This window comes from Streptomyces sp. NPDC004609 (genome assembly GCF_042873655.1).
In the GTDB taxonomy this organism is placed as follows: Bacteria; Actinomycetota; Actinomycetes; order Streptomycetales; family Streptomycetaceae; genus Streptomyces.
On the sequence record NZ_JBIALS010000006.1, the window covers coordinates 110,174 to 136,247 of the forward strand.

General features: G+C 70.7%; 26 protein-coding genes, 4 tRNA genes and 1 pseudogene. 11 read left to right on the forward strand and 20 right to left on the reverse strand.

Annotation, left to right across the window (positions count from 1 at the left end; genetic code table 11):
• Window positions 1-246 precede the first annotated feature (246 nt).
• The 3 genes from rplL to ACFYT4_RS08110 form a co-directional block, all read right to left on the reverse strand.
• On the reverse strand, window positions 247-630 hold the full coding sequence (rplL, locus tag ACFYT4_RS08100; RefSeq protein ID WP_389266455.1) for a 50S ribosomal protein L7/L12: 384 nt from the start codon (window positions 628-630) through the stop codon (window positions 247-249).
• Window positions 631-740: 110 nt separating this feature from the next.
• Complete coding sequence (rplJ, locus tag ACFYT4_RS08105; protein WP_389266457.1) at window positions 741-1,271, reverse strand: 50S ribosomal protein L10; 531 nt, start codon at window positions 1,269-1,271, stop codon at window positions 741-743.
• A 454-nt stretch (window positions 1,272-1,725) separates the two neighbouring features.
• Window positions 1,726-2,325, reverse strand: a complete 600-nt coding sequence (locus ACFYT4_RS08110; protein WP_389266459.1) for a TetR/AcrR family transcriptional regulator — start codon at window positions 2,323-2,325, stop codon at window positions 1,726-1,728.
• A gap of 72 nt (window positions 2,326-2,397) precedes the next feature.
• Here ACFYT4_RS08110 and ACFYT4_RS08115 point away from each other — a divergent pair, with 72 nt between their 5' ends.
• Together ACFYT4_RS08115 and ACFYT4_RS08120 are read left to right on the forward strand one after the other, a co-directional pair.
• The gene (locus tag ACFYT4_RS08115) at window positions 2,398-3,702 is read left to right on the forward strand and encodes an MFS transporter (RefSeq protein WP_389266461.1); all 1,305 of its coding nucleotides are present in this window, start codon (window positions 2,398-2,400) and stop codon (window positions 3,700-3,702) included.
• A gap of 114 nt (window positions 3,703-3,816) precedes the next feature.
• Window positions 3,817-4,608 (forward strand): hypothetical protein, encoded by a 792-nt coding sequence (locus ACFYT4_RS08120; RefSeq protein ID WP_389266463.1) that lies wholly within the window; start codon window positions 3,817-3,819, stop codon window positions 4,606-4,608.
• 571 nt (window positions 4,609-5,179) lie between these two features.
• Here the strand turns inward: ACFYT4_RS08120 and ACFYT4_RS08125 are convergent.
• The 6 genes from ACFYT4_RS08125 to ACFYT4_RS08150 all read right to left on the reverse strand — a co-directional run bounded on the left by ACFYT4_RS08125 (window position 5,180) and on the right by ACFYT4_RS08150 (window position 9,194).
• The gene (locus tag ACFYT4_RS08125) at window positions 5,180-6,136 is read right to left on the reverse strand and encodes a hypothetical protein (protein WP_389266465.1); all 957 of its coding nucleotides are present in this window, start codon (window positions 6,134-6,136) and stop codon (window positions 5,180-5,182) included.
• Between the two features lie 150 nt (window positions 6,137-6,286).
• Entirely contained in the window at window positions 6,287-7,009 is a 723-nt protein-coding gene (rplA, locus tag ACFYT4_RS08130) for a 50S ribosomal protein L1 (RefSeq protein ID WP_389266467.1), read from the reverse strand.
• A 106-nt stretch (window positions 7,010-7,115) separates the two neighbouring features.
• Window positions 7,116-7,550, reverse strand: a complete 435-nt coding sequence (gene rplK, locus ACFYT4_RS08135) for a 50S ribosomal protein L11 (RefSeq protein WP_123188882.1) — start codon at window positions 7,548-7,550, stop codon at window positions 7,116-7,118.
• 210 nt (window positions 7,551-7,760) lie between these two features.
• Window positions 7,761-8,642, reverse strand: coding sequence for a transcription termination/antitermination protein NusG (gene nusG, locus ACFYT4_RS08140; RefSeq protein WP_389266469.1), 882 nt, complete (start codon window positions 8,640-8,642; stop codon window positions 7,761-7,763).
• Window positions 8,643-8,729: 87 nt separating this feature from the next.
• Window positions 8,730-9,011 carry a preprotein translocase subunit SecE gene (secE, locus tag ACFYT4_RS08145; RefSeq protein ID WP_389266471.1) on the reverse strand — a complete coding sequence of 94 codons (282 nt, stop codon included), beginning with the start codon at window positions 9,009-9,011 and terminating at the stop codon, window positions 8,730-8,732.
• Window positions 9,012-9,121: 110 nt separating this feature from the next.
• Window positions 9,122-9,194: transfer RNA gene (locus ACFYT4_RS08150), tRNA-Trp, on the reverse strand.
• Window positions 9,195-9,605: 411 nt separating this feature from the next.
• Between ACFYT4_RS08150 and ACFYT4_RS08155 the strand changes: the two genes are divergently transcribed.
• Both ACFYT4_RS08155 and ACFYT4_RS08160 read left to right on the forward strand, forming a co-directional pair.
• Window positions 9,606-10,832 (forward strand): pyridoxal phosphate-dependent aminotransferase, encoded by a 1,227-nt coding sequence (locus tag ACFYT4_RS08155; protein WP_389266473.1) that lies wholly within the window; start codon window positions 9,606-9,608, stop codon window positions 10,830-10,832.
• A 138-nt stretch (window positions 10,833-10,970) separates the two neighbouring features.
• Complete coding sequence (locus tag ACFYT4_RS08160) at window positions 10,971-11,990, forward strand: adenosine deaminase (RefSeq protein ID WP_389266476.1); 1,020 nt, start codon at window positions 10,971-10,973, stop codon at window positions 11,988-11,990.
• On the opposite strand, the gene ACFYT4_RS08165 is transcribed toward ACFYT4_RS08160, so the two are convergent.
• Entirely contained in the window at window positions 11,983-12,576 is a 594-nt protein-coding gene (locus tag ACFYT4_RS08165) for a TetR/AcrR family transcriptional regulator (protein ID WP_389266478.1), read from the reverse strand. The genes ACFYT4_RS08160 and ACFYT4_RS08165 overlap by 8 nt on opposite strands.
• Window positions 12,577-12,662: 86 nt before the next feature.
• Between ACFYT4_RS08165 and ACFYT4_RS08170 the strand changes: the two genes are divergently transcribed.
• Window positions 12,663-13,328 (forward strand): NAD(P)-dependent oxidoreductase, encoded by a 666-nt coding sequence (locus tag ACFYT4_RS08170; protein WP_389266480.1) that lies wholly within the window; start codon window positions 12,663-12,665, stop codon window positions 13,326-13,328.
• Between the two features lie 140 nt (window positions 13,329-13,468).
• Here the strand turns inward: ACFYT4_RS08170 and ACFYT4_RS08175 are convergent, their stop codons facing one another.
• The 8 genes and pseudogenes from ACFYT4_RS08175 to ACFYT4_RS08210 all read right to left on the reverse strand — a co-directional run bounded on the left by ACFYT4_RS08175 (window position 13,469) and on the right by ACFYT4_RS08210 (window position 19,079).
• On the reverse strand, window positions 13,469-14,524 hold the full coding sequence (locus ACFYT4_RS08175) for a UDP-N-acetylmuramate dehydrogenase (RefSeq protein ID WP_389266482.1): 1,056 nt from the start codon (window positions 14,522-14,524) through the stop codon (window positions 13,469-13,471).
• A gap of 327 nt (window positions 14,525-14,851) precedes the next feature.
• A complete protein-coding gene (locus ACFYT4_RS08180) occupies window positions 14,852-16,285 on the reverse strand; it encodes a DHA2 family efflux MFS transporter permease subunit (protein ID WP_389266484.1) in 1,434 nt (477 codons plus the stop codon).
• 320 nt (window positions 16,286-16,605) lie between these two features.
• Window positions 16,606-17,124: pseudogene (locus tag ACFYT4_RS08185) on the reverse strand (TetR/AcrR family transcriptional regulator); the annotation flags it as partial.
• Window positions 17,125-17,466: 342 nt separating this feature from the next.
• Window positions 17,467-17,895 (reverse strand): MaoC family dehydratase, encoded by a 429-nt coding sequence (locus ACFYT4_RS08190; RefSeq protein WP_389266778.1) that lies wholly within the window; start codon window positions 17,893-17,895, stop codon window positions 17,467-17,469.
• The gene (locus tag ACFYT4_RS08195) at window positions 17,895-18,347 is read right to left on the reverse strand and encodes a MaoC family dehydratase N-terminal domain-containing protein (protein WP_389266486.1); all 453 of its coding nucleotides are present in this window, start codon (window positions 18,345-18,347) and stop codon (window positions 17,895-17,897) included. Before ACFYT4_RS08195 ends, ACFYT4_RS08190 begins: the two co-directional genes overlap by 1 nt.
• A gap of 280 nt (window positions 18,348-18,627) precedes the next feature.
• Entirely contained in the window at window positions 18,628-18,792 is a 165-nt protein-coding gene (rpmG, locus tag ACFYT4_RS08200; RefSeq protein WP_006347275.1) for a 50S ribosomal protein L33, read from the reverse strand.
• Window positions 18,793-18,887: 95 nt separating this feature from the next.
• Window positions 18,888-18,960 (reverse strand) — tRNA-Met (locus ACFYT4_RS08205).
• Window positions 18,961-19,006: 46 nt separating this feature from the next.
• Window positions 19,007-19,079 (reverse strand) — tRNA-Thr (locus ACFYT4_RS08210).
• A gap of 412 nt (window positions 19,080-19,491) precedes the next feature.
• Here ACFYT4_RS08210 and ACFYT4_RS08215 point away from each other — a divergent pair.
• From ACFYT4_RS08215 to ACFYT4_RS08225, 3 genes are all read left to right on the forward strand, one after another.
• Window positions 19,492-20,712 carry an amidohydrolase family protein gene (locus ACFYT4_RS08215; protein ID WP_389266488.1) on the forward strand — a complete coding sequence of 407 codons (1,221 nt, stop codon included), beginning with the start codon at window positions 19,492-19,494 and terminating at the stop codon, window positions 20,710-20,712.
• 251 nt (window positions 20,713-20,963) lie between these two features.
• Entirely contained in the window at window positions 20,964-21,620 is a 657-nt protein-coding gene (locus ACFYT4_RS08220; RefSeq protein ID WP_389266490.1) for an SDR family oxidoreductase, read from the forward strand.
• A gap of 373 nt (window positions 21,621-21,993) precedes the next feature.
• A complete protein-coding gene (locus ACFYT4_RS08225) occupies window positions 21,994-22,530 on the forward strand; it encodes a GyrI-like domain-containing protein (protein ID WP_389266492.1) in 537 nt (178 codons plus the stop codon).
• A 91-nt stretch (window positions 22,531-22,621) separates the two neighbouring features.
• Here ACFYT4_RS08225 and ACFYT4_RS08230 read toward each other — a convergent pair whose 3' ends face one another.
• Both ACFYT4_RS08230 and ACFYT4_RS08235 read right to left on the reverse strand, forming a co-directional pair.
• Entirely contained in the window at window positions 22,622-23,320 is a 699-nt protein-coding gene (locus ACFYT4_RS08230; protein ID WP_389266494.1) for a hypothetical protein, read from the reverse strand.
• A gap of 841 nt (window positions 23,321-24,161) precedes the next feature.
• A tRNA-Tyr gene (locus tag ACFYT4_RS08235) sits at window positions 24,162-24,243 on the reverse strand.
• Window positions 24,244-24,477: 234 nt separating this feature from the next.
• Here ACFYT4_RS08235 and ACFYT4_RS08240 point away from each other — a divergent pair.
• The 3 genes from ACFYT4_RS08240 to ACFYT4_RS08250 all read left to right on the forward strand — a co-directional run.
• Entirely contained in the window at window positions 24,478-24,966 is a 489-nt protein-coding gene (locus tag ACFYT4_RS08240) for a YajQ family cyclic di-GMP-binding protein (protein ID WP_389266496.1), read from the forward strand.
• Window positions 24,967-25,233: 267 nt separating this feature from the next.
• Window positions 25,234-25,746: a methylated-DNA--[protein]-cysteine S-methyltransferase gene (locus ACFYT4_RS08245; protein ID WP_389266498.1), complete on the forward strand. Its 513-nt coding sequence runs from the start codon at window positions 25,234-25,236 to the stop codon at window positions 25,744-25,746.
• On the forward strand, window positions 25,743-26,074 hold a 332-nt coding region (locus tag ACFYT4_RS08250; protein WP_389266500.1), incomplete at its 3' end, for an alpha-ketoglutarate-dependent dioxygenase AlkB. The genes ACFYT4_RS08245 and ACFYT4_RS08250, both read left to right, overlap by 4 nt.

The following is a 26,074-nucleotide window of genomic DNA, read 5'->3' on the forward strand; positions in this document are numbered from 1 at the left end:
AAGGCCCCCTGCTCCGAACTGGCTGCTGAGATCGTCACTGACCAGGCACTGAGAGCGAACGAGGCGCACGGCGAAGATCACCATACTCGGCACCCCCCGAAGCGCAACGCAGCCCTGGCGGGACGCCGAAGGGCGACCACCCGGATGGGTGATCGCCCTTGGCCGTGCCCCGTCATACGGCCCGCCCGGGGCCGTATGACGAGACTCACAGAGTCACGGCGTGGTGACTCGGGGTGTCACGAGGGGTTACTTGACCTCGACCGACGCGCCGGCGGCCTTGAGGGACTCGGCGGCCTTCTCGGCGGCCTCCTTGGCGACCTTCTCCAGCACCGGCTTCGGGGTGCCGTCGACGAGGTCCTTGGCCTCCTTCAGGCCCAGGGAGGTCAGCTCACGCACGACCTTGATGACCTGGATCTTCTTCTCGCCGGCGCCGGTGAGGATGACGTCGAACTCGTCCTGCTCGACAGCGGCCTCGGCGGCCGGGGCACCCGGGCCCGCGACGACGGCGGCGGCCGGAGCGGCGGCGGTGACGTCGAACTTCTCCTCGAACGCCTTCACGAAACCGGAGAGCTCCAGGAGGGTCATCTCCTCGAACTGCGCGAGCAGGTCTTCCTGGCTGAGCTTCGCCATGATGGGCGATCCTTCCACTAAATCGGCTGGTGCCGGATGTGTATGACGGCGGGCGTACGGCCCGCTGCGATCAGCGCCTTCGGACGGCGCCGATCAGAAAGCGAGCCGAATTACTCGGCACCGCCCTGCTCTGCCTGCTTGGCACGAAGCGCCTCCGCGGTGCGGACGAACTTCGAGGGAAGCGCCTGGAAGAGCGCGGCAGCCTGGGACTGCTTGCCCTTCATGGCGCCCGCCAGCTTGGCGAGCAGAACCTCGCGGGACTCAAGGTCCGCAAGCTTCTTGATCTCATCGGCGGACAGCGCCTTGCCATCAAGGACACCGCCCTTGATGATCAGGTTCGGGTTGTCCTTGGCGAAGTCACGAAGACCCTTAGCCGACTCCACCGGGTCACCGGTGACGAAGGCAACCGCCGTCGGACCGTTGAACAGGTCGTCGAGCGTGTTGATCCCGGCCTCGTTGGCCGCAATCTTGGTCAGCGTGTTCTTCACCACGGCGTACTGGGCGTTCTCACCGAGCGAACGGCGCAGCTCCTTGAGCTGGGCCACGGTGAGACCCCGGTACTCGGTCAGCACGGCGGCGTTCGAGCTGCGGAACTTGTCCGTCAGCTCGGCCACCGCGGCAGCCTTGTCAGGCCTTGCCATGAGCGTCGGCCTCCTTCCGGGTGATGAGGACCGCGCGGGCCCGAAGGAGGGGGACTGGGCAAAACGAAACGCCCCGGCGCAGGCGCACGGGGCGTAGCTCGACCGGAACGAGTCCCGGGAGCATGTCCACGAAATCACCTGCGCAGGCCGTCCGCAGCTAGCGGTTCCTTCGGTCGCCGCACTCTCTTGCGAGCACGCGGCAACGACCAGCGGTCTTTGGCTTCCGGGGAAGCGTACGTGAGGCGCATCCGCTCAGGCAAATCGCCCTCGTCGGGCCCCGGCGGCGGTCGTGCGGCCGCCGCCGGGGCTCCTGAGACGTACGGGAAGGAAGGGGCTCAGAGGGGCCCCTGAGTCCCGTACGAGCCCTGTGAGCCTCCTGTGGCTCCAGGGGGCCGAGGGGACCCGCCAAGCCGCCGTGACGGGCCGTGACGCCGCGCGGGGCCCGTCACACGAGCTACTCCGCCGTCCCGGTCTCGTGAACTCCCTTCACCAGCCCCGTCGCCAGCTCCACGACGACACCACGGACGACCTCGGCCGAATCAGCCGACTCCAGGCGGGAGTCGAGGATCAGCCGCGTGAGCTGAGGTACCGCGTTCGGCCAGGCGGCGAGGCCGATGAGGGACAGCAGCACGACGGCCGCACGGGGGCCGGGCTCGACGCCGAGCCGGCCCGCCAGGACGTCCACCTTCAGGGCGTAGCCCTCGGCACGCCGCTGCTCACCCGGGAGTTCACCCCCGCCGCAGCTCAACGCCTCCCACAGCAGCAGCCGCAGCAGCTCGGGGCGCTCGCGGTGGAAGTCGTACACCGACCCCACCCAGGCCGCGATGTCGTCGCCCGGCTTGCCCACCTCCTCGGCGAGCTCGTCCATCGCGGCGCTCACCGTCGCCGCGAACAGCCCCTCCTTGCTCCCGAAGTGGCCATAGACCCGCTCCTTGTTGACTCCGGCCAGCTCCGCGATGCGGTCGACCCGGGCCCCCGCCACCCCCAGGGCGGCGAACTCCTGCCGCGCCGCCCCCAGGAGCTTCTGCCTCGTAACGGCTGTGTCTCTTGCCATGCCCACACCTTACCCAACCAACTAGTTGGATCTCTCTTGACATCCAACTAGTTGGTTGGTGTCATGTGTGGCATGACCACCGACTCGAACGTCACGCCACAGTCGGCTCTTCGGGTCGATGCGCCGGCCCCCGTGCCACTCGCATGTCGCGCCGCGGGCGCTTCCACCACCCCCTACACCCCGGTCCCGGTCCCGGCCTCGACCCGGGCCGGGACCGCCTCCTTCGGAAAGTCCGTGCCGGCCCTGTGTGCGGTGGGCATCCTGGTCGTCGGGCAGCTCTACACCGCGCTCCCGGTCCTGGACGACCTCGCCGACTCCTGGTCCACGACCCCGTCGGCGGCCGGCTGGGCCACCACCGCCTTCGGCTTCGGGTACGCCGCCGGATTTCTGTTCTCCGGCCCCCTCTCGGACCGCTTCGGCCGACGTCGGCTCATCGTCGCCGGGCTGCTGCTCACCGCACTGACCACGGTCACGGTCACGGTGGCGCCCGGCCTCGTGGCGGGCTGCGCCGTCCGCGCCGTGCAGGGCCTGGCGGCGGCCACCTTCGCGCCCGCCGCCTTCGCCTATATCGCCGAACGGGTCGAACCGGCCCGGCGTGTCGCCGCCATGACCTGGTTGACCAGCTCATTCCTCTCAGCCGGTGTCCTCGGCCAGGTCTTCTCGCAGTCCGTGGCCGAGATCTGGAACTGGCAGGCCGTCTTCCTGATCTGCGCCGTGGCCATGGTGGGCGGAGGGGTGCTGCTGCACACGGTGCTCCTGCCCGACCGGAGTACCGCCGCCTCCTCGGCCCTGGACGCCTACCGGGCCATGGGCCGACTGCTCACCAAGCCCTCCCTGGTCCTGTTTCTGCTGGCCACGGTCACCCTGCTGTGCGGCTTCGTCGCCGTCTACACCGCACTCCAGATCACGGGCCCCGCCTCGCTGACCGACCGGCCCGACGCGATGCTGCTCCTGCGGGCCGGTTCGCTGCCCGCCATGGTGCTGGTACCGCTGGTCACCCCCTTCCTCATCCGGGTGCCCGCCGCGCACCGGGTGGTCGGGGCCCTGCTCCTGGCGGGCACGGTGAGCGGAGCGACGGCCCTGCTCGCCGCCGGTGACGACCTCGGTCCCGTGGTCCTCGGAGCCCTGCTGTTCGTCTTCGTCTTCGGAGTCGCGGTCACCGCGCCGGCCCTCGTCGAGGCCATCGGATCCCAGGCGGGACCGGCCCGCGGCGCGGCGGTCGCGCTCTACACCTTCGTCCTCTTCGCCGGCGCGAGCCTCGGCCCCCTGCTGGCGACCTCCGTCGGCGACGACTTCCGGACCGTCTCCGCCGTGATCGCCGGGGTCCTGTGTGCCGGTGCGGCGCTGGCGGCCACAGGGCAGCGCCTGCGCCGCTGAAGAAGCCGCGGGCGCCCGGCGGATACGGCCGGGCGCCCGGGTACCGCCCGCGGCGGGGCGCACCACCGCCGCCACTGCACAGAAGGCCCTCACTGCAAGGAAGGAACGACAGCCATGCGATCCCGCATCCTCATCCCGGCCATCGCCCTCGGCGGAGTCTGCGTGCTGGGCACGTCGCTGCTGGTCAACGCCGGCGACAGCGACGCGACCCCCACCGCCGCGGCCTCCACGCCGACCACCGGACCGGCGGGCGGCGCCCCGGAGAATCCCGAGGAGAAGAACGTGCAACCAGTACCCCAGGGCAGCGGCGAGGCGCGTTCCGCCGCCCGGCAGTCCCAGAAGTCCCTGGCCGCCGCGGGGCTCTCGGTCCCAAACGGCTGGCGGCCCGTGCAGGTCCGCGAGGACCAGCACGACGACCGCTCGGTGACGGTCGTCCGCTACGAGCGGGGCGCCCAGCGCACCCTCGGGGGCGAGCACATCACCACCGTCGTGGACGGCGAGGGCACCCTGTTCGGCTACACCCGGATGGCCCCGGACGCGGCCGCCTCGTCCGTACCCTCCGACGAGACGGCGGAGAAGGCGGCCTTCGACTGGATGGAGCGCTTCGTCCCGGAGCACTCGGAAGGGCTCTCCGTGCAGTGGGTGGACCGGCACGACGAAGAGGTGCGCGACCGGGCGGGAGCCAAGCGCACCGTCTCCGGCGCCAAGGTCAAGAGCCGCCACGACAACGGCCTCTACACCTGGGTGATCGTGGACGACAAGGGGGAGGTCATCACCTACGAGCGGGACATCCGCTGGGACGACTCCCAGGGTCGGCGCGGCACGCAGATGTGGCTGCACGACAAGTGGATCGCGGCCCGCGAGGGCAGTGGCCCCCAGCCCGAATCGCCGTACGCGAGGGCCTGAGCCCTCCCGCCCCGCGCGGAGAATGGCGACGACCGTGAGCAGCGTCGGAATGCCCCCACACGCACCATCGCACCGACGGGAATGACGGTCCCGGCGGCCCCACCGTCAGGTTCGGCCGCCGGTGAGGGAGGCACCGTCGGCCCTCGCCCCCGGTCCGGGCCGCCCTCGGCTCAGCCTTGTGCACTGCGGCTGCTCGGTGGCCATGTGGTCCATGCCGGATGCCCCACGATCCACCGGACCGCGCCGGCCGTCCCGGGGCACACGCCCTCACTGTGAAGCCACTCCTCCCGGGTGCCGTCTGACCTCAGCGGTACCGCATCCGGTCCCGGCAGAGAGCCATCCGTCCCCCGGCGGGCCTCGGCCGGGACCGGCCCTCCCCGCCACCGGGCACGCCGACCCGCCAGAGGACTACCGGTGCACGCCCGTCACGGCGAACCGGCGCGGGCGGGCCCGAGTCCGGGATCCCCACGCGGTATCGGTGGCCGCGTGCACACCGCGCCCCGGCGCCTCGCGCGCTTGCCCCACGCTCCGAAGGACTGCCGGGCCACACTGCCGCCGAGGCCCGCCCGTACTAGTAGGTCGTGGCGCCGTCCCGGCCCGGCTGCTGTCCCATGTCCTTCATCATCTCCATGAGGTCGATGGTGTCCTTCTTCGGCGGCGCCTGGACCGCGGCCTTCGTCCCGTAGTCCGAGTAGTTGGCGATCACCTCGACCGTGCCCTCGGGGCTGCTGATCCCGACGTCCAGCTTGACCGGGAAGCCGTCCTCGTTGACCCAGACCTCGGTGTCGTATCCGGTGACGCCGGCCTTCTTCACCCCGTCGAGCAGTTCCTTGCGCTGCTCGGCGTCGAGGACCAGCGACTCGTTCGCGTCGAGCATCTCGGCGACCGTGAGCGTGCCCTTGTAGTGCTGGGTCTCCACGCCGCCGACCTTCTCCGGGCCGACGTGCTTGATGCTCTTCGACTCCAGGAGCATCGCGAGCTGCTCGGCCGGGCTCTGGTTCATGCTCTCCAGGCTGCCGGTCAGCTGCTTCTGGAGGGCCTTGTCACCGGACCCCTCGGCCAGCGCGGTGACATCGAAGGTCATCCAGCGCTTGCCGTCCATCTCCTTGGCGGCCACGGCCCCCATGTCCATGTACATGACGTTGTCGACCCAGACCATCCGGATCTGCTCGGGCCCGCCCGCGTCGGAGGCCGCCGTCAGGGCGGAGCCCTTCATGGTGAGGTCCGCCATCGCGGGGTCCCACCCCATGACACCGTACATCTCCATGTCGCCGCCGCCCTCTATCCCGGCCGGCATCGTCATGGTCATGCTGACCTTCGCGGACTTCGCGTCCGAGGTCTTCTTGTACGCGGCGGTCAGGACCTTGGTCGCCTCGGCGGTGGACTGTATCCCGGCGCCCCCCACCTTCTCCCCGGCCTGCTTCTTGCCGCCCCCGTCCCCGTCTCCGCTCTGGCAGGCCGCTGCCCCGGCCATCACGGCCACCGCCGTGAGCGAGACGCCCACGCGCCTGAATACGGACTTGCTCATGCCCCACCCCTTGGTTGTTTACGATCACCTGAACCGTAACGCACGCCCACGACAGGGCCTCGGCAAAAAACCGGTCCCCGCACCTCACAGAGGTGCGGGGACCGGTTCCGGTTTCGCGAACGCTCACGCGCTCCGCGGCCGTCGTCGGGATCAGACGGCGGCCGGGTCCTCCTCGACGAGGAGGTTACGGGTGCGGTTGGCGTCCAGCGGGATGCCGGGGCCCATCGTCGTCGTGAGGGTCGCCTTCTTGATGTAGCGGCCCTTCGCGGCGGACGGCTTCAGACGGAGGATCTCCTCCAGCGCCGCCCCGTAGTTCTCGACCAGCTTCGTCTCGTCGAAGGAGACCTTGCCGATGATGAAGTGCAGGTTCGAGTGCTTGTCGACGCGGAACTCGATCTTACCGCCCTTGATGTCGGTCACGGCCTTGGTGACATCGGGGGTGACGGTGCCGGTCTTCGGGTTGGGCATCAGACCACGCGGACCGAGCACCCGGCCGAGGCGGCCGACCTTGCCCATGAGGTCCGGGGTGGCGACGACGGCGTCGAAGTCCAGACGGCCCTTCGACACCTCGTCGATCAGCTCGTCGGCGCCGACGATGTCGGCGCCCGCGGCACGCGCTGCCTCGGCACGGTCACCGGTCGCGAAGACCAGGACCCGGGCGGTCTTGCCGGTGCCGTGCGGAAGGTTCACGGTGCCACGGACCATCTGGTCGGCCTTGCGCGGGTCGACGCCCAGGCGGAAGGCGACCTCGACGGTGCCGTCGAACTTGGTGGACGCGGTGTCCTTGGCGAGACGGACGGCCTCAAGCGGGGCGTACGCGCGCTCCCGGTCGATCTTGGCGTCCGCAGCGCGGAGAGTCTTGCTGCGCTTCACTTCTGCTCCTGTGTTTCGTTCAGGTGTGGAGTTGTGGTGCGGACCAGCGCTCGGTCCTGCCACAGAGGCCGTACGGAACGTCCGGCCCGGTTGCCCCGGCCGGACGTCAGCCCTCGACGGTGATGCCCATGGAACGGGCGGTGCCGGCGATGATCTTCTCGGCGGCGTCCAGGTCGTTGGCGTTCAGGTCGGGCATCTTGGTGGTGGCGATGTCACGGACCTGGTCGCGCGTCAGCTTGGCGACCTTGGTCTTGTGCGGCTCGCCGGAGCCCTTGTCCACACCCGCGGCCTTGAGGATCAGCTTGGCGGCGGGCGGAGTCTTGGTGATGAAGGTGAAGGAACGGTCCTCGTAGACCGTGATCTCCACCGGCACGACCATCCCGCGCTGCGACTCGGTCGCGGCGTTGTAGGCCTTGCAGAACTCCATGATGTTGACGCCGTGCTGACCCAGGGCGGGGCCGACCGGCGGTGCCGGGTTGGCCGCGCCGGCCTGGATCTGGAGCTTGATCAGCCCCGTGACCTTCTTCTTCTTGGGAGGCATTGCTCTCTCCGGGTCCTAGTGAGAGTTTCCAGCACCCCACCCGATCATCCGGATGGAGGCATACCGCACAACGATAACGGGTATGGCTGCACGGTTAAAAACCGACAGGTCAGAACAGCCACAAGGGCCGTTCCGACCTGATCGGAGGCATGTGTTCCAGCAGCGGCGCGGTCCGCATCCCACCGGGCCCGGGGGGTGCGTCCGCTCCGGTCAGTTCTTCTGGATCTGGTCGAAGCTCAGCTCGACCGGGGTCTCGCGGCCGAAGATCTCGACCAGGCCCTTGACCTTCTTCGAGTCGGCGTTGATCTCGTTGATCGTCGCCTGGAGCGTGGCGAACGGGCCGTCCGTGACGGTGACCGAGTCGCCGACCTCGAAGTCCAGCACCTGGACCTCGACCTTGCGGGACGGAACCGGCTTGCCCTCGGCCTCGGCGGCCTCGCGCGCGGCCTTCTCCTCCGCCTCCGGGGCGAGCATCTTGACGATCTCGTCCAGGGTCAGCGGGTACGGGTCGTACGCGTTGCCCACGAAGCCGGTGACCCCGGGGGTGTTGCGGACGACGCCCCAGGACTCGTTGGTGAGGTCCATGCGGACCAGGACGTAGCCGGGAAGCTTGTTCTGGCGGACGTTCTTGCGCTCGCCGTTCTTGATCTGGACGATCTCTTCCTCGGGCACTTCGGCCTGGTAGATGAACTCCTCGACGTTCAGCGAGACGGCACGCTGCTCCAGGTTCGCCTTGACCCGCTTCTCGTACCCGGCGTAGGTGTGGATGACGTACCACTCGCCGGGCAGCAGGCGCAGTTCCTCCCGGAGTGCGGCGATCGGGTCCACGGGAGCCTCGGGCTCGGCGGGAACCTCGCCGACGACCTCGGCCTCGCCCTCGGAGTCCACCTCGACCAGTGCCTCGGTGTCGTCCTCGATGTGGAGCGCGGCCTCCTCGGCCGGCTCACTGGCCGAGACGTCAGCAGCTTCCGCCTCATCGGGGTCGATGGAGTCCGCCGCCTCAACGATGTCGAGCTCGTCCTCGGCGGACTCGGCGGACTCGAAGGTCTCGTCGCCTGGCTCAACGGCCTCGTTCAGGTTCGGGTCAGACACGGTGGCTGCTTCTTCCTGGATACAGATGGGTGGAACATGCAAAAGTCCGCCGCACCGATACGACCCGGCCGACGTCCCTTCGCGGGATCAGCCGAAGACGTACTTGACGGCTTCCTGGAACCCATAGTCAATCACGGTCACCAGACCGATCATGATGACGACGAAGACAATCACCACGGTCGTGTAGGTCGTCAGCTGATTCCGGGTGGGCCAGACGACCTTGCGCAGCTCGGCGACGATCTGCCGGTAGAAGAGCGCGAGGCGGCCCAGAGGGCCCTTCTTCCCGCGCTTGCCGCCCTTGCGCGGCTTCTCCCGGGGCGCCTCGTCCTCAGCATCAGGCGTGTCGATGGAGCCCACGGCGTCCGTCACTTTCTTTCACCTGAATCCCGGGTCGTGGCCGTGCCGCGCCCGGTGGAGCCGCACGGCGGTTCATTTGAATCTACGTACATGCGCACACATCCTGGCGAAGGTGTGTGTAGCAGGGCCGGAGGGACTTGAACCCCCAACCGCTGGTTTTGGAGACCAGTGCTCTACCAATTGAGCTACGACCCTTTGTGGCGTCCCCAACCTACCGCATCCGGAGATGTGGTCGGCGAGGGCCAACGACCAGTGAGTGTACGTGGTCCCGGGGCCCGCGTCGAACAGATAGCCCCGCAGCGGCCCTTGGTCACTCCGGAGGGTGGCCGGGTCCGGCCGGTGTCCCCGGTCACACCGCCCCACACCGTCCGCTTTCCCCCGGGATCCCCCTGTCCATGGGCCGCCGCGCGTTTCCACCCGGTTCCGCTCGCCCGCGGTCGCCTGCGGTCGTCAACGGCGGCCGTCGGGTCCGCCCGACTCCTCCCCGCTCCGTATCCGCCCCTCTGCGCCCGTCTCCGCCCGGCGCGTCGGTCCCCTCCGTGCCCCGCTGTCCGGAGGTCGAAACACATGTGCCGGGCACGATTGCCGTCTGGGACCATGGACCGTATGAGCGCTGCAACCCCACCCACCGAGCGCCGGGTCTCCGCGCGCATCGGCGCGATCTCCGAGTCCGCGACCCTCGCCGTCGACGCCAAGGCCAAGGCCCTCAAGGCCGCCGGGCGTCCGGTGATCGGTTTCGGCGCAGGCGAGCCGGACTTCCCGACGCCCGGCTACATCGTCGAGGCCGCCGTCGAGGCCTGCCGCAACCCCAGGTTCCACCACTACACCCCGGCGGGGGGCCTGCCCGAGCTGAAGAAGGCCATCGCCGAGAAGACCCTGAGGGACTCCGGCTACGAGGTCGACCCCGCGCAGGTCCTGGTGACCAACGGCGGAAAGCAGGCGATCTACGAGGCGTTCGCGGCGATCCTCGACCCGGGCGACGAGGTCATCGTGCCCGCGCCGTACTGGACGACCTACCCCGAGTCGATCCGGCTCGCCGGCGGTGTCCCGGTCGATGTGGTGGCCGACGAGACGACCGGCTACCGCGTCTCCGTCGAACAGCTCGAAGCCGCGCGCACCGAGCGCACGAAGGTCGTGCTCTTCGTCTCCCCCTCCAACCCGACCGGCGCCGTCTACAGTCGCGAGGACACCGAGGCCATCGGCCGCTGGGCCCTTGAGCACGGCCTGTGGGTGCTGACGGACGAGATCTACGAGCACCTCGTCTACGGCGACGCCGCCTTCACCTCGCTCCCGGCGGTCGTCCCCGAGCTGCGCGACAAGTGCGTCGTCGTCAACGGTGTGGCCAAGACGTACGCCATGACCGGCTGGCGCGTGGGGTGGGTCGTCGGCCCCAAGGACGTGGTCAAGGCCGCCGCGAACCTCCAGTCGCACGCCACCTCGAACGTCGCGAACGTCTCGCAGGCCGCCGCCCTCGCCGCCGTCTCCGGGAACCTGGACGCCGTCGCCGAGATGGGCACCGCCTTCGACCGCCGCCGCCGGACCATCGTGCGGATGCTCAACGAGATCGACGGTGTCGTCTGCCCCGAGCCGGAGGGGGCGTTCTACGTCTACCCGTCGGTCAAGGCGCTCCTGGGCAAGGAGATCCGCGGACAGCGCCCCAAGAGCTCCGTGGAGCTGGCCGCGCTGATCCTGGACGAGGCCGAGGTCGCGGTCGTACCGGGTGAGGCGTTCGGTACGCCGGGCTATCTGCGGCTGTCGTACGCGCTGGGCGACGAGGACCTGGTGGAGGGCGTCTCGCGCCTGCAGAAGCTGCTCTCCGAGGCGAGCGACTGAGCGGTCGCGGCCCGGTGGGAACGACGGGCGGGCGCGGTGGGAGATCTCCCGCCGTGCCCGCCCGTTTCTGCGTTCGGGCAAGCGCCCGATCGGGGAAACCGGCTGCCCCGTGCCCGAGCGGTGCGGCAAGATCCGAGAATGGAACGCGTACGTGACCTGAGCCGGCTGCCCAAGGCACATCTGCATCTGCACTTCACCGGCTCGATGCGGCCGGCCACCCTGCTCGAACTGGCCGACAAGTACGGCGTCCATCTGCCCGACGCGCTGACTGGCGGAGAGCCTCCCCGGCTGCGGGCCACCGACGAACGCGGCTGGTTCCGCTTCCAGCGGCTGTACGACATCGCGCGGTCCTGTCTGCGCTCCCCCGAGGACATCCAGCGGCTGGTGAGGGAGGCCGCGGAGGAGGACGTCCGGGACGGTTCGGGGTGGCTGGAGATCCAGGTCGACCCCACCTCGTACGCACCGATGCTGGGCGGGCTGATCCCCGCGCTGGAGATCATCCTCGACGCGGTGGAGAGCGCGGGCCGCCAGACCGGACTCGGTATGCGCGTCCTCGTCGCGGCGAACCGGATGAAGCACCCCCTGGACGCCCGGACCCTCGCCCGGCTGGCCGTCCGGTACGCGGACCGCGGAATCGTCGGTTTCGGGCTCTCCAACGACGAACGCAGGGGCATGGCACGGGACTTCGACCGCGCCTTCGCGATCGCGCGGGCGGGCGGTCTGCTGGCGGCCCCGCACGGCGGCGAGCTGACCGGCCCCGCGTCCGTACGGGACTGTGTGGACGATCTGCACGCCGCGCGCATCGGGCACGGCGTACGGGCCGCCGAGGACCCCCGGCTGCTGCGGAGACTGGCCGAGCGCGGGGTCACATGCGAGGTGTGCCCGGCGTCGAATGTGGCGCTGGGGGTGTACGAGAAGCCCGAGGACGTACCGCTGCGGACGCTGTACGAGGCCGGGGTGCCGATGGCCCTCGGGGCGGACGATCCCCTGCTCTTCGGGTCGCGGCTGGCCGCCCAGTACGAGTTCGCGCGGGAGCACCACGGCTTCTCGGACGCCGAACTGGCCGAACTGGCCCGGCAGTCCGTGCGCGGCTCGGCCGCCCCCGAGGATGTCCGGAACAAGCTGCTCGCCGGGGTCGACGACTGGTTGGTCAGCTGATCCCCCGCAGCAGGGTACGGACGAGACCGGCGGCGAACTCGTCCAGCGGGGGCGCGGCCACCCCGCCCTCGGTGCCGTCGTAGGCGAAGGCCCGGTGGGTGCAGGCACCGAGCAGCAGCGAGGCCGCCGCATAGGTGTCCGCGCCGTCGGCGACCCGCCCCGCGCGCTGTTCGGCGCGCAGATAGGCGTCCAGCCCCTGGATCGGGAGGTGCGGCCCCTTGCCCATCTCCCGCAGAGCGGTCTCGTGGCGGGCCTTGAGCCGGGGGTCGGCGTAGAGCGAGGCGGCGATCGGGAAGGTCTGCGCGTAGAAGCCCGCGGCCCGGCGGACGACCTCGACGAGGTTCTCCTCAAGGCTGCCCTCTCCCGGTCTGGCCGTGAGGTCGTCCAGCAGAGGGGCGAGTTTCGGCAGTCTTTCGTTCAGTACGGCGATGAAGAGCTCCTCCTTGCCGGTGAAGCTCTTGTAGAGGGCCGCCTCCGAGCACCCGGCCGCCCTGGCGATCTCCTTGGTGGTGGTGCGGGCGAGGCCGAGGCTGAGCATCAGCTCATGGGCGGCGTCGAGGATGCGGGCGCGGGCCGGTTTCTGCATGGTTCCTCCGACCGGGCTTGACGGGTGGGTGAGTACTTACCCACTCTAGGAGTGAGTGAATACTTACCCACCTGGAGGTGCGGACGATGAGGCTCACCGTGTTCGGGGCGACCGGCGGCATCGGCCGGGAGATCGTGGGTCAGGCGCTGACCGCGGGCCACGAGGTGACGGCGGTCGTACGCGATCCGGCGCGCTTCACGCTTCCCGGAGCGGGCCCCGGAACCACCGGTCTCGCGCAGTCCCCCCGACTCACGCTGTTCCGCGCCGGGCTGTCCGACCCCGAGCCGCTGCGCGAGGCCGTCGCGGGCCGGGACGCGGTGCTCTCGGGCCTGGGCGCGCGCAAGCTGTCGGACGCCGGAATCGTGACCAGGCTCACGCGTTCGGTGCTCGCCGCGATGGAGGCGGAGGGCACCCGCCGGCTGCTGGTGGTCTCCGCCGGCCCGCTCGCCGGCGCCCCCACGGGCGAGCCGCTGCTGGACCGCGCCCTGTCGGCCGTGGTCAGCACCGTACTGAAGAAGCTGTACGCCGATCTGCGGGTGATGGAGGCCGACCTGGCCGCGAGTGCCACGGACTGGACGTCCGTACGTCCGCCCCGGCTGCTGGACAAGCCGCTGACCGGTGTCTACAGGACCGCCGTCGGCCGCAACCCGCGCAGCGCCCGGACGATCGGGCGCGCCGATGTGGCCCACGCGATGCTCTCGATGGTGAACGATCCGCGGACGGTCAAGCAGCCTGTGGGCGTTGCGTACTAGGCAGAACGGGGCGTCCGGAGCGCCCGCACCGAAGGCGCTCGGGGGCCGGGCCCGAGGGGACGGCACCGGAGGGAGGCCGGGCCGACGGGGCCGGGATCGGCGGGCCGGGGGCCGTGCCCGGGGACAGGGGCTGCTGGAGCTCAGAGGCTGACGCCGACCGTCACCGGTTCGTTGACCAGGGTCACCCCGAACGCCTCGTGCACCCCGGCGACGACCTCGCGGGCGAGTGCCAGCAGATCCTCGGTGGTGGCATCGCCGCGATTGGTGAGGGCGAGGGTGTGCTTGGTGGAGATACGGGCCGGGCCGCTCCCGTATCCCTTGGTGAAGCCCGCCTTGTCGATCAGCCAGGCCGCGGAGGTCTTGGTGCGCCCGTCACCCGCGGGGTAGGCGGGCGGGGCGGCCCCGTCGCCGAGCCGGGCGCGGACGCGGTCAAGGAAGGCGGCGTACTCGTCGGCGCCGAGGATCGGGTTGGTGAAGAAGGACCCGGCCGACCAGGTGTCGTGGTCCTCGGGGTCCAGGACCATGCCCTTGCCGCCGCGCAGTCCGAGCACGGCCAGCCGGACCACGGCCAGCTCCCTGCGGTCGCCGGGCGCGACCCCGAGGACACGGGCCGTCTCCGCGTACTTGATCGGCGCCGACAGCCCCTCCGCGTCCTCCAGCTCGAACCGGACGCGCAGCACGACATAGCGGTCGGGATGCTGCTTGAAGCGGCTGTGGCGGTAGGAGAACTCGCACGCGGCGTTGGACAGCACGACCGTTTCCGCGTCGCGGCGGTCGTACGCGACCACCTCGGTGATCGTCGACGAGACCTCCTGGCCGTAGGCGCCGACGTTCTGGATCGGGGTGGCGCCGGCCGAACCGGGGATTCCGGCCAGGCACTCGATCCCCGCGAGTCCCGCGGAGACGGTACGGGCCACCGCGTCCGTCCACACCTCGCCGGCGGCCAGCTCCAGCTTCGTGCCGTCGAGCCGGAACCCCCGCGTCGCGATCCGCAGGGCCGTGCCGTCGAACCCCTTGTCCCCGATGACCAGATTGCTGCCCCCGCCGATGATCAGCAGCGGAGTCCCCGTGCCGTCCGCCTCCCGCACGGCGGCGATCACCTCGTCGTCGGTCTCGGCGGTGAGCAGCCGTGCGGCGGGCCCCCCGAGCCGGAAGGTGGTCAGGGGAGCGAGGGGGGCGTCGTAGAGTTCCAGCACCCGACAAGCCTACGGTCCCGCGCCGCGTACTCCTGAGCGGCGCCGCCGCTCGACCGGGGGCTCCGGATCGCCGCCCGGGAGGCACCTTCACGGCGGCGGCGCCGGACGAGGCGTACGGTCCGCGCGCACCCGGACCAGTCACCGAACCCGAACCCAGTCACCGGTCCGGGTCCGGGTCCCGGTGGCGTCGGAGGAGGGCACCCGAACCGCCGCCCGCAGGCGGACGCACCCGGACCCGGTCCCGTCATGACGAAGGCGCGGGGGTCCGGGGCGGCATTCCCCGGAGCCGGCCCGCGCCCCGCCGTCCACAGCACCCCCGCGTCGGCCTCAGACCGTCACGGGCTCCCGCTCTTCCTCCACGTCGGCCACCTCCGCCACGGCCGCCTTCCGCCGCGCCGGAATGAGCAGCGCGGCACCCGCAGCCACGGCCACCGCCGCCGAGCCGATCCAGAGCGCCGGAACGATCCCGTCCACAAACATCCGGGGCGTCGCGTAGCCGCCCTGCGCCGCGAAGACCGCGCCCAGCACCGCGACTCCGAGCGCACCGCCGACCTCGCGCAGGGCGTTGTTGGCCCCGGAGGCCATGCCCTGCTCGCCCGGCCGGACGCTGGACATGACCACACTGGCGGCCGGGGCGAAGAAGAGGGCCATGCCGACACCGCTGATGATCAGGCCGGGAAGCTGGGCCGCGTACGACACCCCCGGCTCCAGGACCAGCGCGAAGAGCGCCAGCCCGACTGCCTGGAGCGCGAGGCCCGTGGCCACGATCGGACGGCCGCCGATCCGGTCGGAGAGATATCCGGCAAACGGCGCGACGAGCAGCGGCATCCCGGTCCAGGGCAGCATCCTCAGCCCCGCCTCGGTGGGCGAGTACCCGAGCACTCCTTGCAGGAACTGGCTGAGCAGGAAGGTCGCCCCGAACATGCCCAGGAACATCAGCGTGCTGGAGATGTTGATCCCGGCGAAGGCCCGGTCGCGGAAGAGACGCATGGGAAGCATGGGGTTCTTGCCGACGATGCCATGGCGGACGAACGCCAGCAGCAGCACCGTGCCCCCGATCAGCCCGGTGAGGATCGGCGCGCTGGTCCAGCCGTCCGCCTGGCCGTTGATCAGGGCGTAGACGATGCCGAAGAAACCACCGCTGACGAGCAGGGTGCCGGGGAAGTCGAGCCGGGCGTTCGGCGCGTACGACTCGGTGAGGCGCAACCGGGCGAGCGGCAGCAGGACAAGACCGACCGGCACATTGAGCCAGAAGATCCACTGCCAGGACAGATGCTCGGTGAGCGCGCCGCCGACGAGCGGGCCGCTGGCCACCGCGAGCCCGGTCACCGCGCTGAAGATGCCGAGCATCGCCCCCCGCCGGGCCGGCGGGACCGCCGCCGTGAGCAGCGTCAGGGTGAGCGGCATCATCACCGCGCCGCCGACTCCCTGGAGCGCCCGTGCCGCGATCAGCGCGTCGATCCCGGGTGCCAGCGCGGCGGCGGCGGACGCCACGGTGAAGATCGCCAGACCGGCCATGAAGAGCCGACGGCGGCCGAAGCGGTCCCCGAGCGCCGCGCCGAACATCAGCAGGACGGCGAAGGTGAGCGTATAGGCGCTCACCGTCCATTCGAGATCGGCCAGTTCCCCGCCGAGATCCGCCCGGATGGAGGGCAGGGCGGTGGTGACGACCAGATTGTCGAGCGCCGCCATGAAACCGGCGAGGCTGGTGATGACGAGGGTCCAGGCGGCGGAGGCGCGCCGGACGGTTGGCTGATTCATGGTTTTCCCCAGTGGCTCAGTTGTCCGAGAAATAGCTATATAGTGATTGATCACTAACTTCTCCGGGCAGACGTCTGCCCATGCCGGCTTGCGTTCGTTCCCGCTTCCCGCTTCCGGCGGCCCTGCGGTGGGCCCCTGCGGCGGGCTCAGGCCCCGGAACCCGGGCCGGAACCCCCTCCGGAAGGCGGGGTGGTGGAACCGGACGGCCGCGGGGAGCCGCTCCGTTCGCGGGGCGCGGCCTCGGCCTCCGCCGCCGCCGAGACGCTGAGCCGGGCGACGCCGGGGGGCCTGCACGTCCGCTCATCGTCCATGGACAGCGTGTTCCACACCCGGTGATCGCCGGGAAAGCCCAGCGACACCAGGGTGTTGATCAGCATCCCGTACGCCATGAATTCGGCTACGTCATGGTCGTCGCCGAGGGCACCGCGCGCCTGGTCCCAGATCCGGACCCACGCCTCCCGGATCCTCTCGCCGAACTCACCGTCCCCAGCGGCTTCGGCCGAGGCCACGGCGACATAGATCTGCATCTGCATCAACAACCGCTCCCGGTCGTCGATCAGACGCGCATAGGCCAACGCCATCGCGTCCTTGGGCGACTTGTCGGGCCACTCCTCCAGCGCGTCGGCGAAGGCCTGAGGGGTCTCCTCGATACAGCGGATCGCCACGGTCAGGAACAGTTCCCTCTTGTTCTTGAACAGGCGGAAGAGGTACGGCTGGGAGACGCCGACCCGTTCGGCGATCGTCCCGGTGGACGTGCCGTGATAGCCGCCTCGCGCAAATTCGCTCATGGCGACGCGAATGACGCTCTCGCGCCGCTCCTCCGCACTCTTCCTTGCCATGAGAGTAAGTTAGTGACCTATCACTAACTAGTCAAGTGGCGCTCCGGGACGGCCGACCCGCCGGGTCCCGCAACAGAGTAAGGAGCGCCCTCCATTGCAGGGCGCCCCTTACATACGTACCTTCCGCGCCACCCGAACGGCGGGCGGGCCCAGGTACGCCGGGCACGGTCAGATACCGGCCGCGGTCAGATACCGGCGCCGCGCCGGGGCCGCCTGGCGGCCCCGGCGCCCGTCGTACGCCAGGTCCGCCGTGCCTTCGAGAAGGCCGGCGCTCTGAGCCGTACGGACACGGTGCCGCGCCGCCAGGCGGCCCCGGCGGCGAAACCGGTACCGCTCGGCGGCTCAGGCGAGACGGACAACGGCGCGGGACATCCCCAGCACCTTCTCCCCACCGCTGACGGCCGTCAGATCGACCCGCACACGCTTGTCGTCCAGCAGCGCGGCGACCTTGCCGCTGACCTCGATCAGCGCGCCCTTGTCGTCATTGGGCACGACGACGGGCTTGGTGAACCGGACGCCGTACTCCACGACCGCGCCGGGGTCCCCCACCCAGTCCGTCACCACCCGGACGGCCTCGGCCATGGTGAACATGCCGTGCGCGATCACATCCGGAAGCCCGACCTCGACGGCGAACTTCTCGTTCCAGTGGATGGGGTTGAAGTCCCCGGAAGCACCCGCGTACTGCACCAGCGTGGCCCGGGTCACGGAGAAGTTCCGCGCCGGCAGCTCGGTGCCGACCTCGACGTCCGCGTAGGAGATCCTCGCCGTCATCATGCCTCCTCGGCGGCGCGCGCCACCAGCTTGGTCCACGCCGTCACGACATGCTCGCCCGCCTGGTCGTGCACCTCGCCCCGGATCTCCAGGATGTCGTTGCCCGCGAGGGACTTGATGCTCTCGATGGTGGAGACGACCGCCAGCCGGTCCCCCGCCCGTACCGGCCTGGTGTACGCGAACCGCTGCTCGCGATGCACCACCCGGTCGTAGTCCAGCCCCAGTTGCGGATCCTGGACGACCACTCCGGCAGCCCGGTAGGTGATCGCGAAGGCGAAGGTCGGCGGGGCGATCACATCGGGGTGGCCGAGCGCCCGCGCGGCCTCCTGGTCCGTATACGCCGGATGGGGATCCCCCACGGCGTCGGCGAACTCGCGGATCTTCTCCCGGCCGACCTCATAGGGCGGGGTGGGCGGATAGCTCCGCCCCACGAAGGACTGGTCGAGCGCCATGGACTGGCTCCCTCCTGCTCCTGACAGAACCTGGTGTATCGAGCTGTTGCACTGTCGGACTATCTGGTTTTCCGGACTTCTGATCACGATGCGTGTCCGGGTTTCCGATCACGATCCGGATCACCCCCAGTGCACCGGTCACGTCTCCGATGCGGAATCTGCCGCGATCAAAGAAGGGACCAGCCTCCCGCTCGGAATACTGACCGTGATCGGAATGAGCGTGATCAAACGACACGAGGCCGCCCCCCGACTCGGGGACGGCCTCGTATACGAGCCTGAGTTAGCGCGTTTCGCGGTGCGCAGTGTGCGCCTTGCAGCGCGGGCAGTGCTTCTTCATCTCAAGACGGTCCGGGTTGTTGCGCCGGTTCTTCTTGGTGATGTAGTTCCGCTCCTTGCACTCCACGCAGGCCAGCGTGATCTTCGGGCGGACGTCTGTGGCAGCCACGTGAGTGCTCCTTGGACGGACGGATGGGCGATGTACGTCAAACGCATAAAAGAGTAGCCGATCGGAGGACCGACCCCGCAATCGGCTACTGTGTGTAGCGGTGACCGGACTTGAACCGGTGACACAGCGATTATGAGCCGCTTGCTCTACCGACTGAGCTACACCGCTGCGATACCGGATCCCCTCGCCCGGAGGCGAGGATCTCCGACATCAGAGCCCCAATACGGAATCGAACCGTAGACCTTCTCCTTACCATGGAGACGCTCTACCGACTGAGCTATTGGGGCGAGCGATGAAGACATTACACGGTCGATCGCCGTTCGCCCAAATCCGTTTCGTGGCTCCCTGTCCGTCATCGGCCCCGCTCCCGCCGGGCCCCGATCCCGTACGCGATCGGCCGTGGCCACCCCCGTCCCGTACACCGCGCGACACGCCCCTGCCGCACCCGTACGCACGCCCGCACCCGGGGGATCGTCCCTTCCCCGCGCAGGGGATCCTCCCCCCGGGCCGGCCACCCGCGTACCACCGGCGGCCACGCCGGTACGACTATTCCGCTCCTCCTCGATGCCCGCCCCGGGCACCCCTAGGCTCGACTCACGCTGCGTGATCTTCCCCGTCTCCGCTTTCTCTGCTTTCTCTGTTTTCTCCACGCGACCCGAGCCCGACCGCCCCGACAGGAGCGCGATCCACAGGAGCCCGATGCCCGACAGCCTGCCGCAGCCCCCTGGCGGCGCCACCGCCGACTCCACCGCGCTGCTGCTGTGCGGCGCCCGGCTGACGGACGGCCGCACCGTCGACGTACGGCTCAGCGGCGGGCGTATCGAAGCGGTCGGCACCGCGGGCAGCCTCGCCCCGCACTGCGCCCGGGTGGATCTGACAGGCTTTCTGCTGCTGCCCGCGCCCGCCGAACCGCACGCCCACGGCGACACCGCCCTCACCGCGGACTCCCCCGGCCCCGTCTCGTACGGGCAGGAGGACGTCCAGCGACGCGCCACCGAGGCCGCGCTGCTCCAGCTGGGCCATGGGGCGACCGCGCTGCGTTCGCACGTACGGATCGGGGATGTGCAGGGCCTCGGCCCGCTGGAGGCGGTCCTCCAGGCGCGCCGGTCGCTGCGCGGGCTGGCCGATCTGACGGCGGTCGCGGTGCCCCGCCTGCTGACGGGCGCGGCGGGCGCGGACGGTCTGGCGATGCTGCGGGACGCCGTGAAGATGGGCGCGGGAGTGGTGGGCGGCTGCCCGGACGCCGACCCCGATCCGGCCGGATACGCCGAGGCGCTCCTGGAGGTCGCAGCCGAGCACGGCTGCCCCGTCGATCTGCATACGCACGGTGACGACCCCGCCCGCCTGGCCCGGCTGGCGGCGATGGCGGCAGGGCTGCGGCCCGGTGTGGCGATCGGCCCCTGCGCGGGGCTCGCCCGGCTGCCGCACGAGATCGCCTCCCGGGCGGCGGACCAGCTCGCGGCGGCCGACGTCACGGTGGTCTGTCTGCCCCAGGGCGGGTGCGGCGCCGTGGAACAGCGCGGCAACGCCCCCGTACGGCTGCTGCGCGCGGCCGGGGTGCGGGTGGCGGCGGGCAGTGGCGCCCTGCGGGACGTGTCGAACCCGGTCGGGCGCGGCGATCCGCTGGAGGCCGCGTATCTCCTGGCCTCGCAGGAGGGTCTGGAGGCCCGGGAGGCCTACGGGGCGGTGGCGGAGTCGGCGCGGGCGGCGATGGGGCTGCCGGAGGTACGGGTGGAGGCGGGGTTCCCGGCGGAGCTGCTGGCGGTGCGCGGCGAGCGGATCTCGGGCGTGCTCTCCCTCGCGTACAGCAGGATCGTCATCCACCGCGGCCGGGTGGTGGCGCGGACGAGCGCGGTACGGGAGTACTGCGACACGGCGGTGGCGGTGGCGCTCGAACTGCCCCGCCAGGCCCGCCCCTGAGAGCCCCCGCGCCCGGGCCGCCCACCAGTCGGCGCCTGTGCACCGAGCCGCGCCTGCGTACCGGACCCCGACTGCCCACAGGGCCGCGCCTGTGCTCCGGGGCTGCCCGGGCACCTGCCCCGGCTCCGCACCGACCGCTTCGGCTTTCCGGCGGCTCCCGGTCCCCTTCAGGGCTGTATTACGGCTGTTCGCGGGCGAGTCGACCGGGCGCGTCATGGCAGGGCCCGGGGGCGGCACGTACGGTCGTACGCATGCGCATTGTCATCGCTGGAGGACATGGTCAGATCGCACTCCGCCTGGAGCGGCTGCTCTCGGCGCGCGGACACGAGGTCACGGGCGTCATCCGCAACCCCGACCACGGCGCCGACGTGCGCGAGGCGGGAGCCGAACCGGTGGTGGTGGACCTGGAGTCGGCCACCGCCGAGGAGGTGACCGCGGTGCTGCGGCACGCCGACGCCGCCGTCTTCGCCGCCGGCGCGGGGCCTGGCAGCGGTATCCCCCGCAAGGACACGGTGGACCGGGGCGCCGCCGTCCTGTTCGCCGCCGCGGCCGAACGGGCCGGCGTACGCCGGTTTCTCGTCGTCTCCTCGATGGGCGCGGACGCGCGCCACGCGGGCGAGAGCCAGTTCGACGCCTATCTGCGCGCGAAGGGCGCGGCCGACGACTACGTACGGTCCCGGCAGAACCTCGACTGGACGATCCTGCGCCCGGGCGGCCTCACGAACGACGCCGGCACCGGCCTGGTCCGGCTCAGCGCCTCGACGGGCCGCGGAACCGTGCCCCGCGACGATGTGGCCGCGACGCTGGCCGAGTTGATCGATACACCCGGCACCGCCGGACTGACCCTGGAGCTGATCAGCGGCTCCGACCCGGTGATCGTGGCCGTGCGGAACGTCGCCGGAAACTGACCGGCGGTGACGGGCGGACGCGACGGGGTCCAGGGTGCCCGCGGGGCACACAAGGCGTGCGTGGGGCACGAAGGGGCGTGGGGCGGGCTCGGTGCGGTGTTTCCTTCGCCGCCCGAGCGGAACGGGTGCGGTCCCGTACGCAGGGCGGGACGGGTGCGGTCCCTGCGGTTCCGTACGCCGGGCGGGCAGGATGCGCGCCCGGCGCGGGCGGTGCCGGGCCGTGGCGACAGGGTGCGGCGGCCCGGTCCGGGAGGCGTCAGGGCGTGGCGGCACGAGCGGGACGCGGGCAGCGCGTGCGCCGGCCGTGGCGGGCGCGGGCGGCCGAACCGGAGCCGTGCGATGAATCCGTGTCCTTCTTCCGGTCCTGCCCTTCATGAGCAATGACATGCCTGACATCGAGCCCAAAGTCGTGGACCGCGCGGAGCAGCCGTATGCCTTCATCCGCGGATCCGTCCGCATGGACGCCTTCGGCCCGATCGCCGACCGCCTCGGCGAACTGATCGGCTGGCTGAACGCCAAGGGCGTCCCCTTCGCCGGAGCCCCCTTCTTCCGCTACAACACTCTCGACATGGCTGGCGAGTCGGCGGTCGAGGCCGGGATCCCCATCGCCTCGCTGCCCACCCCCGAGGGAGACATCCAGATCGGCACCCTCCCCGCCGGCCGGTACGCCACGCTCCTCCACACCGGCCACCCCGACGAACTGTTCGGCGCGATCACGGCCTTCCGCTCCTGGGCCGACCGCGAGGGCCTGACCTGGGACATGAAGGAAGTCGACGGCACCGAGCGCTGGGGCTGCCGCCTGGAGTCGTTTCTGACCGACCCCCGCGTCGAGCCGGACAGGAACAAGTGGCAGATCGAGCTGTCCTTCCGCCTCGCGGACACCTCCGGGGACAGCGCCAGTACGCCCTAGCCTCACCCGCCGCGGTATGCGGAAACGGCCCCCTGGCCATGGATTACCCAACCATCAAGATCACGGGTGGCCCGAACGTCGAGATCGTCCGTCAGGCGAGCACGTTGACGGCCCGGGCGATCACGAGCCCGAGGACGAGCAGGGAGACAAGGGACTGGGCGGCCATGGCGATCTTGGCCCAGGGGGCCAGTGGCATGACGTCGGTGGGGCTGAAGGCGGTGGAGTTGGTGAGTCCGAGGTAGAGGTAGTCGATGAAGCGGGGGCGCCACTGGGCGGCCTTCAGGTCGGCGCTGAGCTGCTGGGGGAAGGCGAGTTCGGGGGTGGTGGGCATGTGGTGGGCCCGGGCGGCCGGTCCGCCGCTGTCGAGTTCGAAGTACAGCAGGGAGAAGGTGAGCACGGTGGAGAACCAGACGATGCCGCCGGCCTGAAACAGTCCCGTGGCGGAATCGGTCTCGGGCCCGCCGTGAAGGAGATCGTCGACCAATCGGACGGTCGACCAGATGGAGCTGAGCGCCAGCACGCCGACGAGGGCGATCGACGCGGTACGCAAAGCGGCGGAGCGGCTGTCGATCCGACCCGGGTCGCCCGCGATCTGCGCCACCAGGAGCAGCCCTTCGACGAGGGGGAGCAGCCATGGGGGCCCCAGGCGCAGGTCGTCGGGCACCAGCAGGGTCAGTGCCATGACGGCGACGACGGCTCCGGCCATCGGCCAGCGGGCTTCGCCGTATACCTCCTGAGGCGGCTCGGGAGCGCTCCGACCACCGGTACCGGTGGGGTGGGGTCCGCTCATGCTCGGCCGCCGCCCGGGTCCCGGGCGGGGGTGCCGACCTGCGGGTCCGGCCGCACCCCGGCTCCTCCGGCATCGGTGGCGATGCGGTCTCCGGCGGTGCGAGCGATGAGGCGTCCGGCGGCGCGGGAATCGGCGACCGCCGTACCCGCCACTGATGCGACGCCGTCACTCCGGCCGGCCAGGGCGCCGTCCGCGGGGCGCGGTCGGCCGGCTGAACCGGCGTAGACCACCACTTCGATGGCTGGACAGACCGGCATAGCCCTCCTGCTCACACGGTTCTCGGCGTCGGCAACGCGCTGGTTCCCCTGCCTGGAGTCTGGCTCGCCGCAGAAGACCACCCCCGATCACCAGGCGAGGTTCAGGCCATTGCCTCCGCACTTCCCACGAATGGCTTCCCGGGCGTGGCAGCCCACCAGACATCGATGGCGCCCGTCGGCCTCCCCCACCCGCGCCGACCCGTCGCCCGCCACCGCCGGCATCGCCGGGCCCTGCACGAGGTCGACCAGGTCACCGGCCCTGCGGCCGACGTGCCATCGCCCCCGGGGTGACGCTCGATCCGCGTTTCCCGTACGGGTCCGAGACCTAAGCCGTGCCCCGCCGGTGACTACTGGGCACGGCGCCACCGTCGGCCCTGCGGACGCGACCCGTTGCGAGGTCACCACAGTGGCCACCCCCGTCGTCGCTCCAGACCCTGGTGACGGGGGCCTCCGGCCGACACCATGCGACGCACGGAGCGTGTCGCGGACCGCCCGTTCCCCGGTCCGCTGCAAAGACCCCCGGGACAACGAGAAGACCCCCGCCATCCTGCGTTTCTGCAGGTGAACGGGGGTCTCACATCGCGTGGCGGCGCCAGGATTCGAACCTGGGTAGGCTAAGCCGACGGATTTACAGTCCGCTCCCATTGGCCACTCGGGCACACCGCCATGGGATATCGCCTCAAGATGGACCGCTGTTGGGCGGTGCTCCGTGGCGACGTCGTAAACGATACCCGATGCCCAGGGGTGCTCCGCCACTGGATTGATCAGCCCTCGGGGCTGGTGCGGGTGACTAGGCTTGACCGAGCGGTTCGGGGACTCCAGCCGCTTCTTCACACACCCCATGCAGTCGATGCAAGCCGATTCCACCTGATTTCAACCTGATACAAGGAGCCACAGGACATGGCCGACTCCAGTTTCGACATCGTCTCGAAGGTCGAGCGGCAGGAGGTCGACAACGCCCTCAACCAGGCCGCGAAGGAGATCTCCCAGCGCTACGACTTCAAGAACGTCGGGGCGTCGATCGCCTGGTCCGGCGAGAAGATCCTGATGCAGGCGAACTCCGAGGAGCGGGTCTCCGCGATCCTCGATGTGTTCCAGTCCAAGCTGGTCAAGCGCGGGATCTCGCTGAAGGCGCTGGACGCGGGCGAGCCCCAGCTCTCCGGCAAGGAGTACAAGATCTTCGCGTCGATCGAGGAGGGGATCTCCCAGGAGAACGCCAAGAAGGTCGCGAAGATCATCCGTGACGGGGGCCCCAAGGGCGTCAAGGCCCAGGTGCAGGGCGACGAGCTGCGGGTCAGCTCCAAGAGCCGGGACGACCTCCAGGCGGTGCAGGCCCTGCTCAAGGGGCAGGACTTCGACTTTGCCCTGCAGTTCGTGAACTACCGGTGATGTAGCCGGACGGGCCGGCCTCCTCGGAGGCCGGCGGACCGGGCCTGAGCGGACAGGGCGGGGCGGACCGGGGCAGGCACGGCAGGGCGGGCGGAGGCGTGCCGGGCCCGAGCCGGGGCACCCGGTGGGCGGAACCACGGGAGTGCGTGGCCGTCGGCGCCTCCGGTGCCGGGCGCGACGTCCGATTTCCGCCAGCTTCGACGGCGCGGGCGGCACAGACTCGTAGGTGTCAGAACGCAGGACACCCCACGAGGAGAGGAACGAGCCATGACCGCCGAGACGGTCTACACGACCATCGACAGCCCGCTGGGCGAACTGCTGCTCGTCGGCGCCGAGTCCGCCACGGCCCGGGGCGGCACGGTGCTCGCCTCGCTCTCCCTGCCCGGCCAGAAGGGCGCCGCCGTCGTCCAGGACGGCTGGCGGCGCTCCCCGACCGCGTTCGAGGAGATCGGCCGACAGCTGACGGCGTACTTCGACGGCGGACTCACACATTTCGCCATCGACTGCACCGCCGGTGGCACGGACTTCCAGCGGCGGGTGTGGCAGGCGCTGGAGGAAATCCCCTACGGCACGACGGCCACCTATGGGGAGATCGCCCAGCAGGCCGGAACAGCGAGGGCGGGCATACGGGCGGTGGGAACCGCGATCGGGCGGAACCCGCTGCTGGTGGTGCGGCCGTGCCACCGGGTGATCGGTTCGGACGGGGCGCTACGGGGTTACGCGGGCGGGCTGGCGAGCAAGGAACACCTCCTGGGCATCGAGGGTGCGCTGATGTCATGAACGGCGACGCCCTCTTCCCGAGGGAGCCGGCGGTGATCGCCCCGGGCGCGGTGCATGTGCCCGGGTGGCTGTCGGCCGGGCGCCAGCGGGAACTGGTCGACGCCTGCCGCTCCTGGGCCCGCGGCCCGGTGCCCCTGCGGCACACCGTGCTGCCGGGCGGTGGGGTGATGTCGGTCCGGACGATGTGCCTGGGCTGGCACTGGCTGCCGTATCGGTACAGCCGTACCGCCGACGATGTGAACGGCGCCCGGGTCGAGGCGTTCCCGGACTGGCTGGTGGAATTGGGCCGTACGGCACTGGCCGCGGCGTACGACCACGCCAAGGCGGT